This window comes from Pseudomonas machongensis, from assembly GCF_034961125.1.
Lineage (GTDB): Bacteria > Pseudomonadota > Gammaproteobacteria > Pseudomonadales > Pseudomonadaceae > Aquipseudomonas > Aquipseudomonas machongensis.
This window is the reverse complement of record NZ_JAYFUI010000033.1, coordinates 1-25,762: the sequence shown is the minus strand read 5'-3', so window position 1 is coordinate 25,762 and position 25,762 is coordinate 1. Positions and strand designations below refer to the sequence as shown.

The 25,762-nt window shown below is 56.8% G+C and carries 24 protein-coding genes and 1 pseudogene; 20 read left to right on the top strand and 5 right to left on the bottom strand.

What is annotated here, in order from left to right; all coding sequences use genetic code 11:
• Positions 1 to 137 precede the first annotated feature (137 nt).
• From VA602_RS00685 to rfbA, 13 genes are all read left to right on the top strand, one after another.
• Entirely contained in the window at positions 138 to 1,001 is an 864-nt protein-coding gene (locus VA602_RS00685; RefSeq protein ID WP_323452198.1) for a WxcM-like domain-containing protein, read from the top strand.
• Positions 994 to 2,124, top strand: coding sequence for a DegT/DnrJ/EryC1/StrS family aminotransferase (locus tag VA602_RS00680; RefSeq protein WP_323452197.1), 1,131 nt, complete (start codon positions 994 to 996; stop codon positions 2,122 to 2,124). The genes VA602_RS00685 and VA602_RS00680 overlap by 8 nt, the downstream gene beginning before the upstream one ends.
• Complete coding sequence (locus VA602_RS00675) at positions 2,121 to 3,368, top strand: O-antigen translocase (protein ID WP_323452196.1); 1,248 nt, start codon at positions 2,121 to 2,123, stop codon at positions 3,366 to 3,368. Before VA602_RS00680 ends, VA602_RS00675 begins: the two co-directional genes overlap by 4 nt.
• Before the next feature lie 52 nt (positions 3,369 to 3,420).
• Positions 3,421 to 4,500, top strand: a complete 1,080-nt coding sequence (locus tag VA602_RS00670) for a glycosyltransferase family protein (RefSeq protein ID WP_323452195.1) — start codon at positions 3,421 to 3,423, stop codon at positions 4,498 to 4,500.
• Positions 4,497 to 5,606, top strand: coding sequence for a hypothetical protein (locus VA602_RS00665; protein WP_323452194.1), 1,110 nt, complete (start codon positions 4,497 to 4,499; stop codon positions 5,604 to 5,606). Before VA602_RS00670 ends, VA602_RS00665 begins: the two co-directional genes overlap by 4 nt.
• Complete coding sequence (locus tag VA602_RS00660) at positions 5,603 to 6,586, top strand: NAD-dependent epimerase/dehydratase family protein (protein WP_323452193.1); 984 nt, start codon at positions 5,603 to 5,605, stop codon at positions 6,584 to 6,586. Before VA602_RS00665 ends, VA602_RS00660 begins: the two co-directional genes overlap by 4 nt.
• A complete protein-coding gene (locus tag VA602_RS00655; RefSeq protein WP_323452192.1) occupies positions 6,583 to 7,722 on the top strand; it encodes a glycosyltransferase in 1,140 nt (379 codons plus the stop codon). The genes VA602_RS00660 and VA602_RS00655 overlap by 4 nt, the downstream gene beginning before the upstream one ends.
• A 71-nt stretch (positions 7,723 to 7,793) precedes the next feature.
• A complete protein-coding gene (locus tag VA602_RS00650; protein ID WP_323452191.1) occupies positions 7,794 to 8,387 on the top strand; it encodes a sugar transferase in 594 nt (197 codons plus the stop codon).
• On the top strand, positions 8,384 to 8,998 hold the full coding sequence (locus VA602_RS00645; protein WP_323452190.1) for an acetyltransferase: 615 nt from the start codon (positions 8,384 to 8,386) through the stop codon (positions 8,996 to 8,998). Before VA602_RS00650 ends, VA602_RS00645 begins: the two co-directional genes overlap by 4 nt.
• A gap of 54 nt (positions 8,999 to 9,052) precedes the next feature.
• Positions 9,053 to 10,231: a DegT/DnrJ/EryC1/StrS family aminotransferase gene (locus VA602_RS00640; protein ID WP_323452189.1), complete on the top strand. Its 1,179-nt coding sequence runs from the start codon at positions 9,053 to 9,055 to the stop codon at positions 10,229 to 10,231.
• Positions 10,232 to 10,432: 201 nt separating this feature from the next.
• A complete protein-coding gene (locus VA602_RS00635) occupies positions 10,433 to 12,442 on the top strand; it encodes a polysaccharide biosynthesis protein (protein ID WP_323452188.1) in 2,010 nt (669 codons plus the stop codon).
• 66 nt (positions 12,443 to 12,508) lie between these two features.
• On the top strand, positions 12,509 to 13,579 hold the full coding sequence (rfbB, locus tag VA602_RS00630; protein WP_323452187.1) for a dTDP-glucose 4,6-dehydratase: 1,071 nt from the start codon (positions 12,509 to 12,511) through the stop codon (positions 13,577 to 13,579).
• 198 nt (positions 13,580 to 13,777) lie between these two features.
• The gene (rfbA, locus tag VA602_RS00625) at positions 13,778 to 14,656 is read left to right on the top strand and encodes a glucose-1-phosphate thymidylyltransferase RfbA (protein ID WP_323452186.1); all 879 of its coding nucleotides are present in this window, start codon (positions 13,778 to 13,780) and stop codon (positions 14,654 to 14,656) included.
• 80 nt (positions 14,657 to 14,736) lie between these two features.
• Here rfbA and VA602_RS00620 read toward each other — a convergent pair whose 3' ends face one another.
• On the bottom strand, positions 14,737 to 15,816 hold the full coding sequence (locus VA602_RS00620; RefSeq protein WP_323452185.1) for an acyltransferase family protein: 1,080 nt from the start codon (positions 15,814 to 15,816) through the stop codon (positions 14,737 to 14,739).
• Between the two features lie 248 nt (positions 15,817 to 16,064).
• Here VA602_RS00620 and VA602_RS00615 point away from each other — a divergent pair, with 248 nt between their 5' ends.
• A complete protein-coding gene (locus VA602_RS00615; RefSeq protein WP_323452184.1) occupies positions 16,065 to 16,394 on the top strand; it encodes a ComEA family DNA-binding protein in 330 nt (109 codons plus the stop codon).
• A 46-nt stretch (positions 16,395 to 16,440) separates the two neighbouring features.
• Here VA602_RS00615 and VA602_RS00610 read toward each other — a convergent pair whose 3' ends face one another.
• The gene (locus VA602_RS00610; protein ID WP_323452183.1) at positions 16,441 to 16,608 is read right to left on the bottom strand and encodes a DUF2897 family protein; all 168 of its coding nucleotides are present in this window, start codon (positions 16,606 to 16,608) and stop codon (positions 16,441 to 16,443) included.
• A 180-nt stretch (positions 16,609 to 16,788) separates the two neighbouring features.
• Between VA602_RS00610 and pyrF the strand changes: the two genes are divergently transcribed.
• Positions 16,789 to 17,490, top strand: coding sequence for an orotidine-5'-phosphate decarboxylase (gene pyrF, locus VA602_RS00605; protein WP_323452182.1), 702 nt, complete (start codon positions 16,789 to 16,791; stop codon positions 17,488 to 17,490).
• Between the two features lie 75 nt (positions 17,491 to 17,565).
• Here the strand turns inward: pyrF and VA602_RS00600 are convergent, their stop codons facing one another.
• Positions 17,566 to 18,567 carry an NADP-dependent oxidoreductase gene (locus tag VA602_RS00600; protein ID WP_323452181.1) on the bottom strand — a complete coding sequence of 334 codons (1,002 nt, stop codon included), beginning with the start codon at positions 18,565 to 18,567 and terminating at the stop codon, positions 17,566 to 17,568.
• 229 nt (positions 18,568 to 18,796) lie between these two features.
• On the opposite strand from VA602_RS00600, the gene VA602_RS00595 reads away from it, so the two are divergent.
• On the top strand, positions 18,797 to 19,558 hold the full coding sequence (locus VA602_RS00595; RefSeq protein WP_323452180.1) for an SDR family oxidoreductase: 762 nt from the start codon (positions 18,797 to 18,799) through the stop codon (positions 19,556 to 19,558).
• A gap of 7 nt (positions 19,559 to 19,565) precedes the next feature.
• Here the strand turns inward: VA602_RS00595 and VA602_RS00590 are convergent, their stop codons facing one another.
• A complete protein-coding gene (locus VA602_RS00590) occupies positions 19,566 to 20,417 on the bottom strand; it encodes a lipopolysaccharide kinase InaA family protein (protein ID WP_407682485.1) in 852 nt (283 codons plus the stop codon).
• 102 nt (positions 20,418 to 20,519) lie between these two features.
• Entirely contained in the window at positions 20,520 to 21,677 is a 1,158-nt protein-coding gene (locus VA602_RS00585) for an MFS transporter (RefSeq protein ID WP_323452178.1), read from the bottom strand.
• 121 nt (positions 21,678 to 21,798) lie between these two features.
• Between VA602_RS00585 and VA602_RS00580 the strand changes: the two genes are divergently transcribed.
• The 4 genes and pseudogenes from VA602_RS00580 to VA602_RS00570 form a co-directional block, all read left to right on the top strand.
• Positions 21,799 to 23,196: an aminotransferase-like domain-containing protein gene (locus VA602_RS00580; protein WP_323452177.1), complete on the top strand. Its 1,398-nt coding sequence runs from the start codon at positions 21,799 to 21,801 to the stop codon at positions 23,194 to 23,196.
• Positions 23,197 to 23,312: 116 nt separating this feature from the next.
• Positions 23,313 to 24,392, top strand: a pseudogene (locus VA602_RS26695) (HAMP domain-containing protein); the annotation flags it as partial.
• Positions 24,381 to 25,256: a methyl-accepting chemotaxis protein gene (locus tag VA602_RS26690; RefSeq protein ID WP_371264443.1), complete on the top strand. Its 876-nt coding sequence runs from the start codon at positions 24,381 to 24,383 to the stop codon at positions 25,254 to 25,256. The pseudogene VA602_RS26695 and the gene VA602_RS26690, both read left to right, overlap by 12 nt.
• A 255-nt stretch (positions 25,257 to 25,511) precedes the next feature.
• Positions 25,512 to 25,762, top strand: a 251-nt coding sequence (locus VA602_RS00570) for an IS110 family transposase (protein ID WP_323452175.1), incomplete at its 3' end; no start/stop codon positions are given.

Here is a 25,762-nt window from a genome sequence, read left to right as displayed (position 1 = left end):
TAGGAAGGGTCACCGAGGTCTGAATCTCAAGGTGGCCCGCTGGAGGGCCCGGTTCGCGCCGGGCGGGCGAATTGACCTGTGGCACTATGGGTAGGCGCAAAAAATGGATACGTCCCAACAAGGTATGAGGCGGTGAGATGAGTCTGGTTGAGTTCCTTGATATTCAAGTTCGCGGTGATGAACGTGGATATCTGAATGTCCTGGAAGAAAATGGAAACGTCCCCTTTGAAGTGAAGCGGGTTTATTATCTGACGTCGACCAAGTTGGGTGTGTCTCGTGGCTTTCATGCACACAAGGAGCTGGAGCAGGTAGCTGTTTGTGTTTCAGGGCAGTGCAGGATGCTACTGAGCGATGGGCAGACCGAGGAAAGCGTGCTGCTGGATGCACCTGATAAAGCTGTCCGTATTCGCAAGATGATCTGGCATGAAATGCACGACTTTAGCGAAGATTGCGTCTTGCTGGTATTGGCCAGTGATCATTACGATGAAGGCGACTATATACGTAATCATGATGAGTTTCTGCGTAGGGCGTCAGGCGTGAAAATTCACCCCTTGGCCGATGTGCATACCGATGATATCGGTCATGGCTCTCGCATATGGCAATATGTTGTCGTGATGTCGGGCGCCCGTATTGGCAGTGACTGCAATTTGTGCGCGCATGTATTGGTCGAAGGAGATGTGGTCATTGGTGATCGGGTGACCTTGAAGTCAGGTGTTTTCCTCTGGGACGGAACGCGTATTGAGGATGACGTATTCATCGGCCCTAATGCGACCTTTACAAATGACCCAATGCCGCGCTCCAAAGTGTATCCTGATGCATTTCAAGGGATCGTGGTAAAGCAAGGGGCGAGTATCGGCGCTAATGCGACACTGCTGCCAGGTATCACAATTGGAAAAGGTGCCATGGTTGGCGCGGGGGCGGTTGTGACAAAATCCGTGCCCGATTTTGCCGTGGTCGTAGGCAATCCGGCAAAAGTTATCAGGACTCTCTCGCATGATTAATTTCCTTGATTTGAAAGCCATTAACCAACTGGATCGCCAAGCGATGCTCGAAGCCTGTGAGCGCGTGATTGATTCTGGATGGTATATTGCGGGTAACGAGTTGGCACAGTTTGAGCGTGAATTTGCAGAATATTGCGGTTCACGGTTCTGCATCGGGGTCGCCAATGGCCTTGATGCTTTGATCTTGACTTTGCAGGCCTGGAAGGCGCTTGGGCTTCTGTCTGATGGTGATGAAGTAATTGTTCCGAGCAACACTTACATTGCAAGTATCCTTGCCATTAGCCAAAATCAACTGGTCCCCGTTCTGGTAGAGCCGGACGAGGCGACCTTCAATCTCTGCCCTGTTCGCGCCGAGGCGGCGATTACCGACAAGACCCGAGTGATTCTCGCGGTGCATCTATATGGTCAGCTCGCCGACATGCCAGCCCTTAACGCGTTGACTCGAAAAAGAGGCCTGTTGCTACTTGAGGACTCGGCTCAGTCCCACGGTGCAGCAGTTGCAGGGAAAAAATCGGGTAACCTAGGCGACGCCTCTGGTTTCAGTTTCTACCCCGGCAAGAATCTAGGGGCGCTTGGCGATGCCGGAGCGATCACAACCAGTGACGAGACCCTGGCCAATACTCTACGTGCGCTGCGTAATTACGGGTCGCACAAGAAGTACGAGAATCTCTACAGGGGCGTGAACAGCAGGCTGGATGAACTGCAAGCGGCATTGTTGAGCATCAAACTGAAGTCGCTCGATGCACAGACGTTGCGCCGTCGTGAGATCGCCCAGCGGTACCTGGTTGGTATCAATAACCCACTGATCAAGCTGCCGCAAATCCAAGGACAATCGGCGTTGGAATTCGAGTCGCATGTCTGGCACCTATTTGTTGTCCGTACTCCGTGCCGTTCAGAGCTACAGCAATATTTGTCCACGCAGGGTGTGCAGACACTGATCCATTATCCAATTCCTCCGCATAAGCAGAATGCATATAAAGAGTGGAATGAACTGTCGTTCCCGCTTACGGAGCGTTTGCACGAAGAAGTGTTGAGCTTGCCGATGGGCCCTACGTTATCGGATGACGAGGTTGACAGTGTCATCGCTGCGTGTAACCGCTTTGTGGTGGCCGACGCTTCATGACATTGTTGAAGACCAGCCTGCTGAATGGCATTGCTGTCGTTATTAAGTTGCTGACCCTGCTCGGCATAAACAAAGTCTTGGCTGTCTATGTAGGCCCTACAGGCTATGCAGCGCTGGGGCAGTTTCAGAACGCGGTACAGATGATCACTACCTTTGCCACAGGGGCGATCAGCACCGGCGTCACCAAGTATACGGCAGAGTATGAAGGGGACGAGGTTCGCCAGCGCACGGTGTGGCGCACGGCGGGGGCGATTGTACTGGCTAGTTCCCTGTTAGCGAGTGTGGTCATTGCTTTAGGGAACCGCCCGCTCGCTGGGTGGTTCCTCAAGGATGAGGGTTATGGTGGGGTATTTCTGTGGTTCGCCGCCACCTTGGTGTTATTCACTTTCAACGCCCTGCTCCTGGCCATTCTGAACGGTAAGAAAGATATCCCGCGCTATGTTGTGGCGAATATTGGTGGAAGTGTTTTTGCGCTGCTGACCACGGTTGTCATGACCATGGGGTTTGGTTTGTACGGTGCACTGGTAGCGCTTGCTATCTATCAGTCCATCGCCTGCTTCGTCACGCTGTGCCTATGCCTAAGAGCGCCTTGGTTCAAGGTACGTCACCTGATTGGCCGTGTAGACAATCAAGTGGTGCTAAACCTTGGTAAGTTCACCTTGATGGCGATTACGTCGGCGGTTTGTGTACCGTTGAGTCAGATCTTGGTGCGTAATCATCTGGGCGAGACACAGGGTTGGTCGGCCGCAGGCTATTGGGAGGCGAGCTGGCGACTGAGCGCCGCTTATTTGATGCTACTAACGACCACCATCAGTGTCTACTTCCTGCCACGGTTCTCGGAGATTCGCGAGGCTTCGGTGTTGAGGCGGGAAATATTGCAGGGGTATAAAGTCATCATCCCGGTGGCGGTTGCCATCGGTATCGTCATGTATGTACTGCGCGACTTCATCATCAGTCTTCTCTTCACTGATGAGTTCTCACCTATGCGCGATCTTTTTTTGTGGCAGGCAGTGGGTGACGTCCTGAAAGTTACCAGTTGGGTAATGGCGTATGTGATGACTGCGCGTGCGCTATGGAAGACTTATATTGTAGGGGAGATTCTATCGACGATACTGTTTTATGCATTGGTTGTCCTGTTGGATGACCACGGTATCGTCGGGGCATCGATAGCCCATGCATTGAATTATGCATTCTATCTGGTCTACGTATATGTGGTTTTGCGCTTTAATCGAGTGTTGAGATGATGAGCGCGTACTCATGCGGCGTGGTATGGTTTAATGATTTTGGGTTGAAAAAATGAAGATCCTGCTCATCGGTGAGTACAGCGGTTTGCATAAGGAGCTCAAGAGCGCCCTCGTGGCACTTGGGCACGACGTGACGCTGGCGGCAGCCAGTGATTTCTGGAAGAAATTCGATGCTGATATTAACCTGGGTTACGGGTCAAATATCTATAGCTACAAGGCTCGACAGCTGGCATTGCCCTTTCTGAAAATTAATCAGTTCAAGGGCTATGATGTCGTTCATTTGATAAATTTTTACACTGTTCCACGGTTGCCCTATCTTAATTTGTGGTTTATTCGGTACCTGAAAAAACACAATTCAATTGTGACTCTGTCAGGGTCGGGGGATGACCCCTTTTTTGTGAAGTACTCCGAAGAGACCATGCGCTACAGTCCGATTCCATGGCATGAAAAGTACGACAGGGGGCAACCCTATTACATGCGTGCTCAGTCACACCTGGCGGCGATGCGCGCGTGCATGCAATACATTGATGGTGTCATCCCCATTATGTATGAATACTATTCGACATTTTGTGCAGCGGGCTATGCTGGCAAAGTGGCTAAGCCTATTCCAATTCCGATCGATACCCAGCGTATTTCCTATGCCGAGACCCAAGCGGGCGACGGTAAATTGGTGTTTTTCCATGGTTTGAATCGCCCGGGTTTCAAAGGTACTTTTCTGGTCGAAAAGAGCTTTGAGACACTGAAGTTAAAGTATCCCAATGATGTGGAGTGCATGATCGAAGGGCGCATGGCATTCGACAAATATATGAATGTTCTTTCGCGAACCCATATTTCCGTGGACCAAGTGTTTTCCTATAGCTTGGCAATGAACGCTCTCTACTCGATGGCGCAGGGTAAGGTCGTGGCCGGTGGAGCGGAGGCGGAGTCGAGCATCCTTTACCACGGTCTCGTACCGCCGGTATACAACCTGTTGCCAGACGAGCGTGCCTTGACGGCAACCCTCGAGCAAATCCTGGAAGAGCGAGGCTCAATAACGGAACGCTCCAGAGCTTCTCGTGAGTTTGTCGAGAAATATCATGCGCCCAGCCTGGTGGGGGAGCAGTATATAAATTACTGGAATTCATTGCTATGATTTATATGCTGGTTTTTGCGGCCATTGTAGTTGCCAAGATTCTGGTTTATTTGGTGTTGTTGTTTCATCCTGGCATGTTGGATGTCGGTGGCAATGATTCTGTTTATTATGACGCCTACGCGCAGGGTGCGAATCTTGCTGCCTCGAGCGCTTGGCCTGAAATCCTTCGTGGGCTTCATGATGTAGGTTTATATTCTCGCGAAGGTGTCAGTTTTTTTTTAATGCTGTTGAGCGCAATTCTCATTCCGGTGCTGGTGGCGCGCCTGTCCTTGATGAGCCGTCATTGGAGGGATCAGCGGGTGGGGTGGATGGTGCTGCTCATTGTGAGTCTATATCCCACGATTTTTTATTATGCGCTGGATATCTATCGTGATGTCCTTATGTTGTTCGTGTTTGTCGTGGGTCTTTTTTGCGTCCGTTCGTCTGTCAGCTCAGAATCGCAGGCGGTGCGCTTGGTTGCCTTTCTGATGGCTTTTATTGTCGCTGCCTCGCTCTTCGGGTTGAGGGCATATCTGGGGGTCGCGTTCGCGTTGTCACTGGTTGTGTTCCACTTTTTCAAGTTCCAGCGATTTTCGCTGGTTTTTCACGTTGTCCCCCTTTTATTAGTGCTCAATGGCCTTTTCGCTGTCGGTTTGTTGCGTCCGCTTATGCAGTATCGCGCGCTGTTCAATAATGTGGAAGGCGGAACGAATCTGGGAATCCGCTTCGATTCTGTGTATTACTTTATTCCCGATTACTTGCACAGTTTCTTTTCTCAGATGTTGGGTCTTTTCTTTCCGGGGCCGCTGGCGGTCCTGTTTTTCATTATGGAAAGCTTGCCCGTTATTTTTGCGCTGATGTACCTGTTCAAGAATCGCAAATATGCATCACGGTTCGTTGATTTTATAGTCGTGTTCTTCTTCGCGTACTCGACAATTTGGTTGCTCGGTAACGATAATCTGGGTACCGCTATTCGGTTGAGAATTTATAACTATATTTGCGTCGTCATTGCTTGTGCGCTGGTCTATCAAGCGAAGCAGCGTGCCTTGGCGCGTCATTCGTCTGCACAAGAACAGGCAACCCCCGTGCCCTTTGGTTCGCGACTTTATAAGGACTTGCAAAAATGAATGTGTCGGTAACGGGAGGGGGAGGTTTTATCGGTGGATTGTTGCTAGAGGCGCTCTCTGCCCGAGGGGATTCAGTTCGCTGGTTATCGCGTCGGTCTATGAATCAGAGCGTACCAGGGTGCACGGTGGGCAATCTGGTAGACGATAGCGATAGCCTGGACGGCTTTGTTGCTGATTGTGAGGTGGTTTATCACTGTGCGGGTGAGTTGAAGAGTCCTGAGCTCATGTATGACCTGCACGTGAATGGAACGGCAAACTTGTTGGCAGCAGTGCAGCGCCAGATTGCGAGGACTGGGCGCCCGGTGCATTGGGTGCAGTTGAGCAGCACGGGGGCCTACGGTGCACTGTCGCAACGCTCCATCATCGATGAATCATTTCGGCCCAGTCCCGAGGGTGACTATGAAGTGACGAAGACGATATCCGATGCGTTGGTGGAAGCATTTGCCAAATGTGAACCTCTGTTCAGCTACACGATTGTGCGCCCCTCAATTGTGATCGGCGAACGCATGCCGAACCGTTCGTTCTTCCAGTTGGCGAATATGGTGCGTCGCAAACTGTTCTTCTATATCGGCGACCGAAATACCAATCGCTCTACCTATGTCCATGTTAATGACGTGGTCAGGGCGTTGATCGCTTGCGGCAATGATCCCCGGGCGAGGGGCAATACTTTCCTGCTTTCGAGTGATTGTCGCCAGGTTGAACTCATCCACGCGATGGCATCTTATGCAGGGGTTCCCGCGCCCCGCATGGGCATGCCGGAAGGTTTGCTCCGTTGGCTGCTTCGCTGTGTTCCAGCCTCGATCAAGTTACCGTTGACGCTGGAGCGAATTGATGCGCTGACCAAGAAAGGTGGTTATGACACAGGCCATATCCAGCGCGTGTTGGATTTCAGGTTCGAGCGCCCGCTGCCGAGATGCATAGCGGACGTTCTGAGTGGTGAAGTTCAGGCTGGAACGAATGAAAAGAGTGAGCAGGCATGACCAAAAAGAAAATCTGCATCGTCGCAACCGTGCCGGTGGCATTGCGCGTGTTCATGCTGGAACATATCTGCGAACTGTCCCGTTTTTATGACGTTACGCTGATGGCAAAGGCCGAAAGCGATGAGATGGACGGGGTATTCGATAAGTCCGTGCGGTTCGTACCGTTGCCCATCGAACGTAAGGTTTCGCTCTTGAGCGATGTTCGAGCGCTGTGGGCGTTGTATCGCTTTTTCGCAAACGAACGCTTTGACTGCGTGTTCTCGATCATGCCGAAGTCGGGCCTGCTGTCGATGATCGCGGCGTTCTTGGCGCGGGTACCGAATCGCTTCCATATGTTCACAGGGCAGGTGTGGTCTACGAAACAAGGTCTCGTACGATCTGGCTTGAAGGCTTTGGACAAGCTCTTGGCGTGGTGTGCTACTCACCTGCTTGCCGATAGTCCATCCCAGCGGCAGTTTCTGATCGATCAGAACATTGTTAAGGCCCAGAAAATATCGGTTTTGGGCAAGGGCTCTATCAGTGGAGTCGATGTCGACCGCTTCAAACCTGATCCGATAGCGCGTGAAAAGTACCGGCGGGAATTGGGTATCGAGCCGGGTGACATCGTATTCCTGTTCATGGCCCGGCTTACCCATATCAAGGGTATTCTTCACCTTGCTCAAGCCTTTCGGCGGACCTTTCCCTTCATGCCTCGTGCTCATCTGCTGGTGATTGGGCCGGATGAAGACGGTATCGAGGAGCAACTGGCCGACGAGCTTGCTGACTGTGCCTCCCGCTTCCACAGGGTTCATTACACGTATGACCCGGAAGGCTACATGGCTGCGGCAGACGTTTTCTGCATTCCGAGTTTCCGTGAGGGGTTCAGCCTTGCGACGATCCAGGCGGCAGGTGCGGGACTGCCTGCTATTGCCTCTCATATCTACGGTTTGTCAGACGCGGTCGAAGAAAATATCTCAGGCGTGTTCCATGAGCCTGGTAACGTTGGTGCCTTGAGTGAGGCGTTGCAGAAACTATACGTGGATGACGAGCTACGGATGAGACTCTCTCGGCAGGCGTGTGAACGTGCCCATGGGCAGTTTTCCCAAGAGTTCATTGTTGGCGAAATGGTACGATTCTTCCGCAATACGCTGGATTGATTGGGTGACGGTGTGTTCGTGCGAGATACACTAGGCCCAGGATTGACGGTGCGATAAACCAGGATTTTCACATGAAGCGGTTATTTGATATTTTTTCCTCCGCAATGGGGTTGTTGCTGTTATCTCCTGTCATGTTATTTGTGGCATGGCAGGTGAAGCGTAAGTTGGGTGCTCCCGTGCTGTTTCGTCAGGTTCGCCCGGGTGTCAATGGCAAACCATTTGGAATGATCAAGTTTCGCACGATGCGTGACGCGGTAGATGCCAACGGTGTTGTATTGCCGGATGCCGAGCGCATGACGCCGTTCGGCGCATTCTTGCGTTCTTCCAGCCTTGATGAGTTGCCCGAGTTGTGGAATGTCCTCAAGGGTGACATGAGTATTGTCGGGCCGCGTCCTTTATTGATGGAGTATTTGCCGCTTTATTCGCCCGAGCAGTACCGTCGTCATGCAGTCAGGCCCGGTGTCACCGGGTGGGCGCAGATCAATGGCAGGAATGCGCTTGGCTGGGAAGAGAAGTTCAAGCTGGATACGTGGTACGTGGATAATCGGAGTTTTTGGCTGGACCTGAAAATCATTTTCATGACGGTCTTGAAAGTGGTTCGTCGTGACGGTATCAGCGCTGCGGGAGAAGCCACCATGTCAAAATTCACAGGCAATCAATCGTGAAACAGCTTGCGATTCTTGGTGCAAGTGGGCATGGCAAAGTCCTTGCTGAGATCGCCGAACTGTGTGGCTGGCAGCCGTCGTTCTTCGATGATGCCTGGCCTACGCGCCAGGTGAACGGTCATTGGCCCGTTGTCGGGACCACCGCGACGTTGCTTGAGAAACTCTCGGACTTTGATGGCGTCATTGTTGGCATTGGTAATAATTCGGTGCGCTTGGCGAAGTCCCGCTTGTTGTCGGAGTCTGGGGTGGCATTGGTGAGCCTTGTGCACCCACAGGCGGTCCTCAGCCCGCGTGCCCGCCTGGGTTCGGGTTCGGTGGTGATGGCGGGGGTGGTGGTCAATGTGGATGCCGTCATTGGTGAGGGCGCCATCCTCAATACGGGGTGCAGCGTCGACCATGACTGCAAGGTGGGGAGTTTTGTCCATCTCAGCCCCGGTGCCAGACTGGCTGGGGGGGTGACTATAGGTGAATCGTCCTGGATCGGTATCGGTGCGAGCGTTCGTCAATTGATTCGCATAGGTGCCGGGGCGACTATCGGTGCAGGGGCGGCAGTCGTGAAGGATGTGGCGGAAGGCACAACGGTCGTTGGTGTCCCCGCTCGCGCATTGTGAGCGTCGCGTATCAGCTCTGCTTTTGAACACGTCTTTGATGGGGTAGCAATCATTATGTTGAATACACCTTTTTCCCCTTGGCCATCGTTTACCGACGAAGAAGCCAACGCTGTACGCGATGTCATCCTGTCCAACAAGGTCAATTATTGGACGGGGCAGGAGTGTCGGATTTTCGAGAAGGAATTTGCCCAGTGGTCCGAGAGTGAGTACGCCATTGCCGTTGCCAACGGCACTGTGGCGCTCGATCTTGCACTCAAGGCCTTGGGAATCGGTGTTGGGGATGAGGTAATCGTGACTTCGCGCACGTTCCTTGCCTCGGTTTCGTCTATTGTCCTGGCGGGAGCGACGCCCGTGTTCGCGGATGTCAACGCCGACACTCAAAATATTGACGCGGAGTCTATCCGAGCAGTATTGACGGCGCGTACTCGCGGCATCATCTGTGTGCACTTGGCGGGTTGGCCCTGTGATATGGACCCGATCATGGCGCTGGCGAAAGAGCATGATCTCAAGGTGATCGAAGATTGCGCACAAGCTCATGGCGCTCGCTACAAAGGTCGCGCGGTAGGTTCGATCGGTCATGTGGGGGCGTGGTCCTTCTGTCAGGACAAGATCATGACAACCGGCGGCGAAGGGGGGATGGTCACGACAAACGACAAAACCCTCTGGAGCGCGATGTGGTCCTACAAGGATCACGGCAAGAATTGGGCGTCGGTTTACGAGAAGCAGCATCCACCAGGCTTCCGCTGGTTGCACGACAGTTTTGGCACCAACTGGCGGATGTTGGAGGTTCAGGCCGTTATCGGGCGTATCCAATTGAAGGCGATTACGCAATGGCATGAGCAGCGCCTCGCCAATGCTCAAAGAATCTGGGAGGTGGCTCGTGCGTTCGCTGCGTTGCGTGTGCCTGCAGTGCCCACTGACATCGAGCACGCGGCCTATAAGTGCTACGTGTTCGTTGAGCCACAGTCCTTGAAGAGCGGCTGGAGTCGTGACCGCATTGCGAGTGAGATCAACGCCCGAGGCGTGCCATGCTTTTCTGGATCGTGCTCGGAGGTTTACTTGGAGAAAGCATTCGACGGCACCGGCTGGCGGCCTGAGGCACGGCTGCCTGTAGCTCAAGAGTTGGGCGAGACCAGCCTGATGTTCCTGGTGCATCCGACCTTGACGGATGCCGAAATACTCATGACCTGCGAGGTCTTGGCTACCGTCATGGGCGAGGCTGGTAATTCGTGAGCGAATGTAATCAGGCGCCGCTGAAGTAGCTGTTACGCAAAGGGCCGGCAGGTGTGTCGGCCCTTGTTACTTCTTGTGCCTCATATCCGGTTGTCAGCGGCGATGCGACGGGATGTGTTAAATTAACAAGCTGTTTTGTTATGTGTTCAGGATCACCGTTTCGGCGTTACCGAGGCGGTCAGGTATCAGGAGAGCCCAAAGGTGTTTGAAAGCGGTAGGAGCAGGATTCGCACAACGCTGCTGGAGTTGTCGCGTCGGCAGAAGAGGCTGATCCAGGTTGCAACCGACGTTATACTAGTCTGGGTTGCGCTCTGGCTTGCATTCGTGGTGCGCCTGGGTCTTGGAGAAATGGACGATCCAATCAAAGAGCACTTCTGGCTCTTTGTCTGTGCGCCACTGGTGGCCATTCCTCTGTTCATCCGCTTCGGTATGTACCGAGCGGTGATGCGGTACTTCGGTAATGATGCGCTGATTGCAATCATCAAAGCCGTTAGCCTGTCATCGTTGATCTTGACACTGGTCGTTTTTTGGTACAGCAATCACGCCAATATTGTCCCGCGTTCGATCATTTTCAACTACTGGTGGTTGAGTCTGATCATCATTGGTGGCCTTCGTTTGGCGATGCGCCAGTATTTCCTTGGCGATTGGTTCTTCGCGGTACGCCACGTGCCATTTGTCAGGGGTGACGACGGGTTTCCGAAGGTAGCCATCTATGGTGCCGGCGCTGCCGGTAACCAATTGGTAGCGGCATTGCGGATGGGGCGGGTCATGCGCCCGGTGGCTTTCATTGATGATGATCCGAGCATTGCCGATCGTGTCATTTCCGGGCTGCAGGTGTTCAGGGCTGACGATATTCAGAAACTGATCGACATGACCGGCGTTCAGGAAATCTTGTTGGCACTGCCGTCGGTTTCCCGTGCTCGTCGTCGTGAAATCCTCGGCAATCTGGAGAGCTTCCCCCTGCACGTGCGCAGTGTTCCTGGCTTCATGGACCTGGCCAGTGGACGGGTCAAGGTCGATGACATTCAGGAGGTTGATGTCGCCGACTTGCTTGGGCGTGATGCGGTTCCAGCGCAGAGCGACCTGCTCGCCCATTGCATCACTGGCAAGGTGGTCATGGTGACCGGGGCCGGTGGATCGATTGGCTCGGAACTTTGCCGCCAGATTCTGTCCCTCAAGCCGACTACGCTGTTGTTGTTCGAACACAGTGAATTCAACCTGTACAGCATTCTTGGCGAGCTCGAACAGCGCGTGAGGCGTGAAGCGTTGCCTGTGCGTGTGCTGCCATTCTTGGGCTCGGTGCGTAGCCAGAAGCATTTGCTGGATACCATGTCCATGTGGAAGGTCGAGACTGTCTACCATGCGGCAGCCTACAAGCATGTACCCATGGTCGAGCACAACATTGCCGAGGGCGTTCTGAACAACGTGATTGGCACGTTGTACACAGCACAGGCGGCGCTGCAGGCCAATGTTGCCAACTTCGTGTTGATCTCTACGGACAAGGCGGTGCGCCCAACCAATGTTATGGGCAGCACCAAACGCCTGGCCGAAATGGTCTTGCAGGCATTGAGCCGGGAGTTGGCACCGGTCCTCTATAGCGATTCGGCAAACGTGGCCAGGGTCAACAAGACCCGCTTCACCATGGTGCGTTTCGGTAACGTACTGGGGTCTTCCGGGTCTGTCATTCCACTGTTCCACAAGCAAATCAAGGAGGGTGGACCTGTCACCGTCACCCACCCCAAGATCACCCGCTATTTCATGACCATCCCGGAAGCTGCGCAATTGGTGATTCAGGCGGGCTCCATGGGGCAGGGTGGGGATGTATTTGTGCTCGACATGGGCGAACCGGTAAAGATCGCCGCCCTTGCTGAAAAGATGATCCATCTGTCTGGCCTGAGCGTACGTGACGAATCCAACCCTCACGGCGACATTGCGGTTGAATTCACAGGCTTGCGGCCTGGTGAGAAGCTCTATGAGGAGTTGCTGATCGGCGACAATGTGGTCTCTACCCAGCACCCGATGATCATGAGTGCCCATGAAGACTACTTGGCGTGGGACGTGCTCAAGCAAAGACTCTCGATGTTGGTGGCGTCGGTGGATTCGGACGATTTCCTCAGTGTGCGCCAGCTGCTGAGGGAGACCGTCAGCGGTTACACGCCAGACGGAGAGATTGTCGATTGGGTCTACCAGCAGCGTCGCTCCGAACCGTAATCGACGTGGCCACACAAGTCCGACGCTTGTGGTGAGCTTCAATTAATCAATAGAAAAGATATCGACATGACTATTCTTGTAACCGGCGGTGCCGGCTTCATCGGCGCGAACTTTGTGCTCGACTGGGTCGATGTACACGAAGAGACCGTAATCAACCTCGACAAGCTGACCTACGCGGGTAACTTGGATACGCTTTCCAGCCTGCAAGGCAATACCCGACATGTCTTCGTAAGAGGCGATATTGCTGATTCCCAGTTGGTGAAGCAGTTGCTGACGGAACATCAGCCCCGCGCGGTTATCAATTTTGCCGCCGAGTCCCATGTTGATCGTTCCATCCATGGACCAGAGGATTTCATACAGACCAATATCGTGGGCACATTCCGTCTTTTGGAAGAGGTGCGTGCCTATTGGAAAGATCTTTCACCAGAGGCCAAACAAGGCTTCCGTTTCCTGCACGTCTCTACCGATGAGGTATACGGCTCGCTGGCGCCCGATGCCGCCGCCTTCACCGAGACGCACCGCTATGAACCCAACAGCCCGTATTCGGCGAGCAAGGCGGCAAGCGATCACTTGGTGCGCTCGTATCATCATACCTATGGCTTGCCGGTGCTCACCACCAACTGCTCGAACAACTATGGCCCCTATCATTTCCCGGAGAAGCTGATCCCGCTAATGATCGTCAATGCCTTGGCGGGTAAGGCGTTGCCAGTGTATGGCGATGGCCAGCAGATCCGCGACTGGCTTTACGTTAAGGACCACTGCAGCGCGATTCGTCGCGTTCTGGAGGCCGGGCAGGTAGGTGAGGTGTACAACGTCGGAGGGTGGAACGAGAAGCCTAATATCGAGATCGTGCAGCGTGTCTGCGCGCTCCTCGACGAGTTGAGCCCACGTGCTGACGGCACCTCTTATAACGAACAGATCAGCTTCGTAACTGATCGCCCAGGGCACGATCGCCGCTATGCCATCGATGCCCGTCGATTGGAGCGCGAGCTTGGTTGGAAACCGGCTGAGACATTCGAGACAGGTATTCGTAAGACGGTTCAATGGTATCTGGCCAATCAGCCGTGGGTCGAAAACGTGCAGTCCGGTAATTACCGTGACTGGGTTGAGAAGAACTACAGTGGGCGTGCTGTATAAATCGCGCCTTTCGATGCGCCAATGGATCCCTATGCCTGCCGCGCTAATTGCAGTGGGCATCCTGCATTCACGCAGGACGTTGGTGCAGGTTGGCGTCTGCCACAGGCGTAAGCGCTGACATTGATTAACCAAATGCGTTCGACCGGTACCCTAAGAGGGGGTGTTGCACGGATGCGGGATAATGAGTGAGATAAAGAGATGAAACGCAAAGGAATCATTTTGGCCGGAGGTTCGGGAACGCGGCTGCATCCCGCTACGTTGGCGATTTCAAAGCAACTGCTACCGGTCTATGACAAACCGATGATCTACTATCCGCTGACCACGCTGATGCTGGCAGGGATACGCGACATTCTAATCATCTCCACCCCCCAGGATACGCCGCGTTTCGAGCAGTTGTTAGGCAGTGGCGAGGCGTGGGGAGTCAATATTTCCTATGCTGTCCAAGCATCTCCTGACGGGTTGGCTCAAGCCTTCATCATTGGTGAGGATTTCATCGGCGGTGACCTGTCAGCGCTGGTGTTGGGTGACAACATTTTCTATGGCCACGACTTCCCGAAATTGCTTGGCAATGCCATGAGCAGTGACAAAGGGGCGACCGTTTTTGCCTACCATGTCCATGACCCTGAGCGTTATGGCGTTGTGGAGTTTGACCAGGCTGGTAAAGCGATCAGTCTCGAAGAGAAGCCGCTGCTGCCCAAGTCCAATTACGCCGTGACCGGGCTCTATTTCTATGACAGGGACGTTGTCGATATCGCCAAGAGTATCAAGCCCTCGGCGCGCGGTGAGTTGGAAATCACCGACGTCAACCGAACCTATCTCGAGAGCAAGAAGCTGTCGGTTGAAATCATGCGACGCGGATACGCATGGTTGGATACCGGCACCCATGACTCCCTGCTTGAAGCCAGTCAGTACATCGCCACTTTGGAGCGCCGGCAAGGTTTGAAGGTGGCCTGTCCTGAGGAGGTTGCATTCCGACAGAAGTGGATTGGAGAGGAGCAGCTCATGAAACTCTCTGCAGCTTTGGGCAAAAGTGGCTACGGTCAATATTTGCTACGTTTGCTGAAAGAGCCAGTCTGATCACTGACTGGAAAATAAAAAAGCGAGGCGAGGGCGGCGATCGATTACCGTACTCCGCCTCGCTTTTTATTGGTAGGTTCTCAAGGGGCGTTATTCATCGGTTTCGTCAGGTTGAAGGAAATGGCTTTCTTGCTGACAGCTCTCCCTAGTTTGACGCCGTATTTTTCAACGGTCTTCGCCAGCACCAGGCAAACGATGAAGAGAAAGACAAGGCGTTGCAAGCGGTTGGGCAGGAAAGAAACACCAAATTTGTTGACAGCGTATTCCAGGTATGGCCATAGCCACAGGTGGATCAAATACACCGAATAGGTGAGCTCTGAAAGGTTTGCAGTGATCCAGTTGCCTTTGATTTGATGCCTGAAAAGCCAGGCCCCGCCAAACAGGGCCAGCGCCAGGATTTCGAAATTGCTGTCGGCCAGCATGGGTTTGAGGGTAGGTATCTGTAGCAGTGAAATGCCCAGAATTGCCGTGCCCGCTAGCATGCAAGTCACCTTGCCCGCTAGGCCGTGTTCCGAGAGGTAGAAAAGTACGCCAATCAGAAGAAACGGGAAGAACATATTGAAGTAGCCATTGGTCCAACCGGCCCAGCCTGGGAAAGGCGCCAGCACTGCCAGGAGCCCGCTTAATGCGACGAAGATGAAGGGTAGTGAGCGAGTCAGCGAGAGAATACCGGTGGATTTGAGCGCTACCATAAAGATGTAGAACAGTATTTCAACCCGCAATGTCCATTCAACACCACCCAGTGAGTAGGGTGTGCCGAAGAAGTCACCCAGTAGTAGTAGTTTTGGCAAAACTTCTGTCAAAGCGGGAAAGGGAACGCCTACATAGCGCGCTGCTGCAATTTCTAAAAATACAGCGACAATAAATAGTGGATAAATTCTAAATATACGGCGAATGATGAAGTCAGTGGCGGTTTCCGCCCTGATCACATGCGTGATGATATAGCCTGAGACCAGAAAGAAAACGATCACACCACTGGCGCCGGCATAACAGATATCGTAGAGGGCACGTGCCAGTTGCCGGAATGCCACATGAAGGCTGGGATCGACAGATGCGACGAGTAGGTCTTGGTAAAAAAGGTGGCCGATAAGCACGCTGGCAAATGCGAACACACGCATGTAGTCAAGAAAGTCGATCCGACCGGTTGGGGTACGCGCCATTGGGGCTATCCTATCCATTGAAAAGCACAGGATTCTATACGAGTCGGAGGAGTCGTGGGGAAAAATCCTACCCGGCCAGCGGACTATTCCTACGGATGAAGTTCTGTCGATTGGTATGGGGTAATGTGCTGTGAAATAAGCTGGCAAAAAGAGCAACTGAATTGCGATTGCAGTGCGTGGCTGCTGCTTCTACAGTTCACGTGCGACCGGGAGGGTCGTACTCTGATTAATCAAAAAGGATTCCAATCATGCGTAACACTATTCTTAGCTATCTATTCCTGCCTCTATTCGCCGGTATGTCCATGACCACCCTCGCGGCGACTGCCCCGTCGGAAAAGACAGGAGAAATAGTTTTACCCAGTCATCATGCCGCGACTCAAGAGAAGCTGAACCTCAATCAGGCTGATGCTGCTTCTTTGAAAGAAAAATTGTCAGGTGTGGGCGCGGCCAAGGCGGAAGCTATCACTGCGTACCGGGAAACCCATGGCCCATTTACCTCTGTCGATGAGTTGTTGGAGGTCAAGGGGATCGGCAGCGCGCTGTTGGAGCGAAACCGTGACAGGCTGATGGTGGACTGAACCTGCCCCGACCGGCCCGCATTAGCGGGTCGGTTGAGGAAATTAATCAGCGATCCCGCGCCTCCTTGGCATCCATCTCCGCATTCCTCTCATGAACCTTCCTCAACTGCTCCTCCGTCAAGGGCAGTTTCTTCGCCGTATCACGCAACATCATCAACCCACCGACGATCGAACCGAGGGCTATGATGAGTATCAGCCAGGCATACCAAGGCATTGTCATTCTCCTGTGATCGTTAATGTGTTGCGTGTCATTTCATTCGACCGGCAATCCAGTCTGTCCGTTCAATTATAGCCTTCGGCCATCGCCTGCCCACCCAGTGGATCTGCGGCCCCCAAACCGCGCCCCACTTCGTTTACAATGCGCGCCGTTTACGACTTGCCAAGAGACCTGACCATGTCCGCCTGCCAGACGCCCCTGATCGTCGCCCTCGATTTCCCTACCCGTGAGGCCGCCCTGAAGCTGGCTGACCAGCTCGATCCGGCGCTGTGCCGGGTCAAGGTCGGCAAGGAGCTGTTCACCAGCAGCGCCTCGGGCATCGTCGAGACCCTCTGCGCCAAGGGCTTCGAGGTGTTCCTCGACCTGAAATTCCATGACATCCCCAACACCACGGCGATGGCGGTCAAGGCCGCTGCCGAAATGGGCGTGTGGATGGTCAACGTGCATTGCTCCGGCGGCCTGCGCATGATGTCGGCCTGCCGTGAAGAGCTGGCCAAGCGCAGCGGGCCGCAGCCGCTGCTGATCGGTGTCACCGTGCTGACCAGCATGGAGCGTGAGGACCTGGCAGGCATCGGCCTGGATATCGACCCACAGGAGCAGGTATTGCGTCTGGCGGCGTTGGCGCAGAAGGCCGGTATGGATGGCCTGGTGTGCTCGGCGCTGGAAGCGCCGGCACTGAAGGCTGCGCACCCGACGCTGCAACTGGTGACGCCTGGCATCCGTCCTGCTGGCAGCGCCCAGGATGATCAGCGCCGTATCCTCACACCGCGCCAGGCGCTGGACGCTGGCTCCGATTACCTGGTGATCGGCCGCCCGATCAGCCAGGCAGCGGATCCGGCACTGGCGCTGGCGTCGGTGGTGGCCGAGATTCGCGGCTGATTCGACCCAAGGGCTGCCATGCAGCCCATCGCGGCACAAGGCCGCTCCCAAACGGAGCGGCTAGCTGTATCCGCTTTAGACCTTCAGCACCAGCTTGCCGAAGTTCTCCCCGCTGAACAGCTTGAGCAGCGTTTCCGGGAAGGTCTCCAGGCCTTCGACCACATCCTCCTTGCTCTTGACCTCGCCACTGGCCAACCAGCCAGCCATTTCCTGCGCAGCCTTGCCGTACTCCTTGACGTGGTCCATCACCACGAAGCCTTCCATGCGTGCGCGGTTCACCAGCAGCGACAGGTAGTTGGCCGGTCCTTTTACCGCCTCCTTGTTGTTGTACTGGCTGATGGCGCCGCAGATCACCACGCGGGCCTTGAAGTTCAGGCGGCTCAACACGGCGTCGAGAATGTCGCCACCGACGTTGTCGAAATACACATCCACGCCCTTGGGGCATTCGCGCTTGAGGCCGGCGAGCACATCTTCGGCCTTGTAGTCGATGACACCGTCAAAGCCCAGTTCATCCTTGAGGTACTGGCATTTCTGCGCGCCGCCGGCGATCCCCACGACGTGGCAGCCCTTGAGCTTGGCGATCTGCCCGGCGATGCTGCCAACGGCGCCGGCAGCGCCGGAAATGACGACGGTCTCACCCGCCTTCGGCTGGCCGACGTCGAGCAGGGCGAAGTAGGCGGTCATGCCGGTCATGCCCAGCGCAGACAGATAGCGGGGCAGGGGTGCCAGGCGCGGGTCGATCTTGTGCAGCCCCTGGGGCGTGCCGGTGAAGTAGTCCTGTACGCCAAGGGCGCCGCTGACATGGTCGCCGGGCTTGTAGTCCGGATGTTTGGAGGCGACGACTTCGCCGACGCCCAGCGCGCGCATTACCTCACCCAGGCCCACCGGCGGGATGTAGGACTTGCCTTCGTTCATCCAGCCGCGCATGGCAGGGTCCAACGACAGGTAGAGGTTGCGCACTTGGATCTGGCCGTCGGTGGGTGCTGCGGCGGGGCCCTGCTGGTAGTCGAAATCTTCGCGGCGCACGGCACCGACGGGGCGTTTGGCGAGCAGGAAGCGGCGGTTGGTCTGGGTCATGGTATCTCTCCCTGTAGATGGCAAAGCCTGTTGATAGACCGTCGAGCCTGGCCAGGCAAGGTTGACCGGGTTGGCGAATGCCCGGTAATCCACCTCGATGATCTGGCTGGCAGCGCACAATCACTGCAAACGATGGTAGTCCAACCGTGCTTCTGATGATGCTGCCCAGCCGGGTGGTGCTCTGACTAGACTCAGTCTCTACTTGATCTCTGTGAAGCAGGAGCCTGTGATGAGCATGACTTTTTCCGGCCAGGTCGCCCTAGTCACCGGCGGCGCGGCAGGTATCGGCCGAGCCACGGCCCAGGCATTTGCCGCCGAGGGGCTGAAGGTGGTGGTGGCTGACCTCGACGTGGCCGGTGGCGAGGCAACCGTCGCACTGATTCGCGAAGCCGGTGGTGACGCGTTGTTCGTGACGTGCGATGTGACCCGCGACAGCGATGTGCGCCAGCTGCACGAGAAGATCATCGACGTCTATGGTCGCCTGGACTACGCGTACAACAACGCCGGAATCGAGATCGAGAAGGGGCGTCTGGCCGAGGGTAGCGAGGCCGAGTTCGACGCGATCATGGCCGTCAACGTCAAGGGCGTCTGGTTGTGCATGAAATACCAGTTGCCGTTGCTGCTGGCCCAAGGCGGCGGTGCGATCGTCAACACAGCGTCGGTCGCCGGGCTGGGCGCCGCCCCCAAGATGAGCATCTATGCTGCGTCCAAGCACGCGGTGATCGGCCTGACCAAGTCGGCGGCCATCGAGTATGCGAAGAAAGGGATTCGGGTCAACGCGGTGTGCCCGGCGGTGATCGACACCGACATGTTCCGTCGCGCCTACGAGGCCGATCCGCGCAAGGCCGAGTTCGCCGCAGCGATGCACCCGGTCGGGCGCATCGGCAAGGTCGAGGAGATCGCCAGCGCAGTGCTTTATCTGTGCAGCGATGGGGCGAAGTTCACCACCGGCCATAGCCTGGTAGTGGATGGTGGTGCGCTCGCGATTTGAGAATGCGCTACCAGCGTGCCTGCAATTTGCCGCTGTGGAAGATGTCGCGCCGTTCCAGTCGACCGACATCCTGATGCTTGGCAATGGCGTAGATACGGTCGAATAGGTCGCGCTGAACGTTGGTGAAGTAGCGCTTCAAGGCATCTTCCACCAGCGCGTCGTACTCGGTCTCGGTGATAAAACGATAGACCTGGCGGTAATAGAAAAAGCCGATCTGGAACGCTAGCACTTCAGTGAAGTGGTTCGTTGGCGTGACAAAGCAGTTTTCCAGATCGACTGCCTGTGCGGGTTGGTTGCCTTTAACAGGCAGCATCAGGTTTCCAGCCCAAAGATCCATGTGGCTCACGCCGCGGCCATGCAGCGAGTGAAGCAGCTCGAAGGCGGTTTCTATCAGCTCGTTCACTCGCTGAGGCTGTTGCATCACCCAGTTGTACCCATCGATGTGGTCTTCCAGGTGTTCGATCAGCAAATAGAAGTGCTCAGGCAGGCCAAGGGCACTATGGCTGTAGCCGTAGCCCTTCAGCTTGGGGACCCGAGCGCCCCGCAAATTAGCCTCTCGGGTATTGATCAGTTCCTCCAGGCTCCAGTCGAACAGGCCGTTGCGCTTGCGAACGCCACGCTGGATTCGCCATTTCTTGCGCAGTGAATCCAAACGCTCGCGTTTGACGAACAACCTGCTGTGCAAGCATTCCAATGGCTTGCTGACACGCTTGGCTATGGAGGCTTGGCCAATCACTTGCGCGAGTGCTTCACGCGTGGGTGTGGGAAGTGCCGCCTGAAGGTGCAACGTGGTCCGGCAGTGGTCAAAGGTGTGGGGGAAAAAACGCGAGCGAACCCAATCAAAACGCTTCACAAACATCCTTGTTAGTATCAAAAGGCCATCGTCATATTTTTGTAATATTACACTTTTTTAATCTTTTTGACATTTCTTCATTTCTCTTGCGCTGACCACTGCAGACATTTAATTCTTTAGCGTCTGGCGACTTGCTCTGCATGTACGCTTGCCAGGCGAGTAGAGGGCTTTCGCAACAGCAACGCAGGCCACTGACAGGGCTATCCCGAACAACACCAGCGCCATGCGCGAGCCGAGGCGATCACTGAGCAGCCCGGTGAAGATCACCGGCAGGCTGAAACCCAGATAAGCGAGCAGGAAGAAGCCGGCGCTGGCGCGGGTCTTCTCGTTGCCGGCGAGGGTGTTTACCGCCGCCAGCCCGCCAAGGTAGATGAAGCCATAACAGGCGCTGCTGGCAGCCACGGCACCTGCCAGTACCGCTGCCAACCTGCCGTTTTCTGCACCCCAGGCCAACAGGGCATAGCTCAGCGGCAGGATCGTCAGGCCGAGCAGAGTGGCGCGCACGCTTGCCAGGCGCCGAGCCAGCGGCTGGAACAGCACGCCGCAACTGATTACGCAGAAGGTGGAGAAGCCCGACCACTCGCTCAGCCCGTGCTGGCGCAGTACACCTGGCAGCAGCGCGATGACCAGCCCGGTGCAGGCCCAGGCCAGCAGGATCGCCAGGCCGTACGGCAGGCTGCCGGGCGGATAGCAGGGCAGGCGCAGCATGGCGCTGCGTTGTGTCGGACGACGGTCAGGCAGGCGCCACACCAGCAATAGGGCGACGGCGGCCAGCAGCAGTTGCAGGTAGAAGCTACCCGGGCTCAGGGTCGGGCCACGCAACAGGAACAGACTGGTCAGTGCCGCGCCCAGCCCGAAGCCTAACGAGGTGCTGGCGGTTACCCAGTTGGCAGCCCGGGTACTGTCGGCGCCGCCCAGCAGTTCTCCCATGTAGGCGGTCGCGGTGGTGGTCGCCAAGGCCGTACCGACGCCCATCAGCAGTCGGGTCAGGGCGAGGGTTTCGAGGCCGGGTGCGAGCAGGACGAGGGTTGTGGCCAGCATCGACAGTAGCAGTGCGGCCATGATCAATGGGCGGCGGCCGACCCGGTCCGCCAAGCCGCCGAAGGCCAGCAGCACGGGAAGCACACCCAGCACATAGCTGGAAAATGCCAGAGCGGTAGCGGCGGCGCCGTATCCGGACAGGTCGGCGTACGTGGTGTAGAGCGGGGCCTGCAGGTTCACGGCGAGGGTGATCAGGCACAGGGCAAAGGCCAGGCGGGCGGGCATGGGGTATCCATCTACGAAGGGGTGGGTGAAACCACATTGAATTCATCTCCCTGCGCCAACAAGACACACAGACTCGGCATTTGTGATTAACTGTTCCCCAAAAATCAGCAAACACTTTGCCATGCACATTTCCCTTAATCGCCTCAGTCCCATCCCTCTGGTCCAGCAACTGACCGACCAGTTGCAAGCCTGGATCGAGCAACAGCGTCTGCGACCCGGTGCGCGGCTGCCGTCGATTCGCACCCTGGCCAGCACCCTTGAGGTCAGCCAATCCTGTGTGATCGATGCGTACGACCGTCTGGTGGCCATCGGCTGGCTGGAGGCGCGCCACGGCACCGGCTTCTTCGTCGCCGAGCGCAAGCCCGGGCTGGCCCAGGAGGATGCCATGGCCTGGGGCGATGCCATCGATGGCAGCTGGAGGCAGTTCGGGGATGGTCACGAGACCCTGCTCAAGCTCGGTTGTGGCTGGCTGCCCACCGCCTGGCATGCCCGTGATGCCCTGGCCCAGGCGATACGTCTGGTCAGCCGTGGCGACCCCGAAGACCTGTTCCGCTATTGCTCGCCGCTGGGGTTGGCCAGCCTGCGCCAGCAGTTGCACAAGCGCTTGTCGCAGCTGGATATCCCCACCGCTGCTGAACGCATTCTCACCACCCAAGGCGGCAGCCATGGCCTTGACTTGCTGGTGCGGACCCTGCTCAAGCCCGGCGATACGGTGGTGGTCGAAAGCCCCGGCTACTACAACCTGTTCACCCTGCTGCGCCAGCATCAGGTGCGCATGCTGCCGTTGCCGCGCACCCCTGCGGGCCCTGATGTCCAGGCGCTCGAGCAACTGCTGGTCGAGCACCGCCCGCGTTGCCTGTTCGTCAACAGCCTTTACCAGAACCCGACCGGCACCAGTCTCAGCCCCAAGACCGCCTACCGCTTGCTGGAGCTGGCGCGTGAGCATGATCTGCGGATCATCGAGGATGACATCTACGCAGACTTCCAGGACGGCCCGGCCACGCGACTGGCGACGCTGGACAGCGAACAGCGGGTGATCTACCTGGGCAGCTTTTCCAAGACCCTGAGCAGTGCCCTGCGGGTCGGCTACATCGCCGCCGACGCCGAGCTGATCGGCCAACTGGCGCAGTTGAAGATGGCGACCGGCATCGGGACTTCACGCTTCGTCGAGCAAGTGGTCGGGCAGATGCTCGCCAACGGCAGCTATCGCAAGAGCGTGCAGCGCTTGCGGCTGCGCCTGGCCCAGCACATGGCCAAGTTGCTGGGCCAGTTGGAGGCCTTTGGTTGGGAGGTGTTCTGCGAGCCTTATGGCGGCATGTTCGTCTGGGCGCGGGTGCCGGGCCGGGATTTCGCCTGGCTCGATCACCTGGCGCTGGAGCATTCGGTGTTGCTTACCCCAGGCAGCGCTTTCGATCACCAGGGAGCCGACAGCGACTGGCTACGCATCAATGTCGCGTATGGGCAGGACATCCGTGCCCAGGCCTTCTTCGCACATGCAGGGCGACCTGCAGATAGCTGAAAACGACAGGGTCATAGCTATTTGACACCATTCTGACGTCAAGCTCTTGTGAGCCGGCCGACACGGTTGTCACTCTTGGTATTCGGGAACACCTGAATGGGCAAGGGGGAGCGGCGATGGGGGCGACCAAGCGCGGTAGTCTGTCCAATCTGGGCATGGCACGTAAACTCGGCCTGGGCTTCGCCCTGGTGCTGCTGTTGACCCTGGCGGTGGCGGCCATCGGTGTGTACGCCCTGAACAATATCGGCCAGCGCTTCGACGGGCTGCGGCAGATGGGCGAGGTCAATACCGACCTGCTGCGTCTACGCCAGCATGAGCAAGCCTTCGCCCTGCGTTCTGACATCAAGGAGGCCGAGGCCCTGCGCGCGGGTTTGCAGACGCTGGTCGAACGTGTGCGCAGCCTGCCGACGCTGGCGGCGAGCGAGGCAGACCTCAATGCCTATGGCCAGGCCTTCGATGCCTTCGTCGAGGCCGTGCAGGCCAAGGAGCTGGCGCTGGATACGGCTGGCTGGTCGGTGTCCAGCGTCGCCAATAACCTCGATGTGCTGCAGGCCGGGCTGGCGGACGATGGCGCCTACACCCTCAAGCAGTCCCAGGGCCAGCAGGGCAGCGAGTTTCTCGATCAGGCCGCGCAGGTGGCCCAGGTCTCGCGCCTGATGCTGCAGGCGATGGACGAGGCGCGGGTACGTCTGGAGCAGGGGCGCAAGGGGGACGAGGCGGTGTCCGCCGGGCGCATCGCGCAGACGGTCGAGGCGGCGAATCTGGTCGATCAGCTCAAGACCGCCGTCACCGATTCCGGTTACCAGAGCGTATTGGGCGAAGTGGCCGGGCATATCGCCACCTTCTCCGACAAACTCAACGAATACACCGACGAACTGGCCAAGGAGCAGGGTACCAAGACCCAGTTGCAGGCCAGCGCCGAACAGGTCACCAGCCGGGTTGACCAGGCCTATGCGGAGCAGCAGGAAGCCATGCGCCAGGAGCTGCTGCACAACGCGCTGGCCATCGCCATCGCCACGGCCCTGGCGTTGCTGGTGGGCATCGTTGCCGCCTGGTTGATCACGCGCGCCGTGGTCGGGCCGCTCAAACGGGTGATCGCCAGCGCCCAGCGCATCGCGGCTGGCGATCTGGTGGTCGAGGCGCAAGTGGCAGGTCGCGATGAGGTGGGGCAACTCACCCTGGCCATGCAGCAGATGGCGGCGGGGCTGTCAGGTATCGTGAGCGGATTGCAGCAGGGCATCGAACAACTGGCCGGCAATGCCCAGGCGCTGTCGGCGGTGACCGAGCAGACCAACCGCGAGGTAGGCAGCCAGAAGGAGGAGACCGAACAGGTCGCCACCGCGATGCAGCAGATGACTGCGACCGTGCACGATGTGGCGCGCAACGCCGAGGAGGCAGCACAAGCGGCGCAGGATGCCGATGACAAGGTCGAGTCCGGCCAGCAGGTGGTCCGCCAGAGCATGCAGCGCATCGAACAGTTGGCTGAGGCTGCGGAAACTGCCAGTGCCGGTATCGACAGCCTGAGTGCCGAGATCCACACCATCGGCGATGTGCTGGAGGTGATCAAGAGCGTCGCCGAGCAGACCAACCTGCTGGCGCTCAACGCGGCGATCGAGGCCGCGCGCGCTGGTGAGCAGGGCCGTGGTTTTGCCGTAGTGGCTGACGAAGTGCGGGCCTTGGCACGGCGTACCCGGCAGTCGACCGAGGAGATCGAGCGCCTGGTAGCCAGCCTGCGCGGCAACGCCCAGCAATCGGTGGCGCAGATTCGTGGCAGTACCGAGCTGGTGCGCATGGCCGTGGCTGATGCGCTGCACACCGAAAGCGCCCTGGGTAGCATCGCCTCGGCCGTGTCGCTGATCCAGCAGATGAACCAGCAGATCGCTGCCGCAGCGGAGCAGCAAAGCTCGGTGGCCGAGGAGATCAGCCGCAGCGTCACGCAGATTCGCGGTAGTGCGGATCAGGCGGCGCTGGCGATGCAGGACAATGCGCGGTCGAGTGTGGAGCTGGCGCAGTTGGGGGATGAGTTGAAGGGGATGGTGGGGCATTTCCGCTTGGGATGAGGCTGGCCTCTTCGCGGGCAAGTCGCAGCGGCGAACCGCCGCTTGTGTCTTGATAGGGGATTAGAATCTGGAGTGAGAGCGGTGAATGGCAAGCTGAATGCCGCGTGTGCCTTGAGCACGAGTGGGAGCACAAGCTGCCATTCACCGTTCCACTTTGGCGAGAGCCCGAACAGTTGGATGCGGCCTTGATCTCGAATCACAAGCGTGGGCCAAGCCAAAGTCCTCTCACTCTGTTGAGTCTAGGAGATTTTGGTGATGGTTTCCTTTGTGGGTATCGATGTTTCTAGTCGCACGCTGGACATAGCGGTCCGTCCCCAGAGCCTCAAGATCAATGTCACCAACGATCGGGCAGGTTTCGAGGTATTGGAGAAGAGCCTTCGAGGTCTCAAGGTCAAGCGCGTCCTGCTGGAAGCGACAGGCGGATACGAACGTGAGGTTCTGAGCTTTCTGCAGAGCGCTGGCTACAAGGTCATCCGCGTCAATCCCAGGCGAGCCAGGTCGTTTGC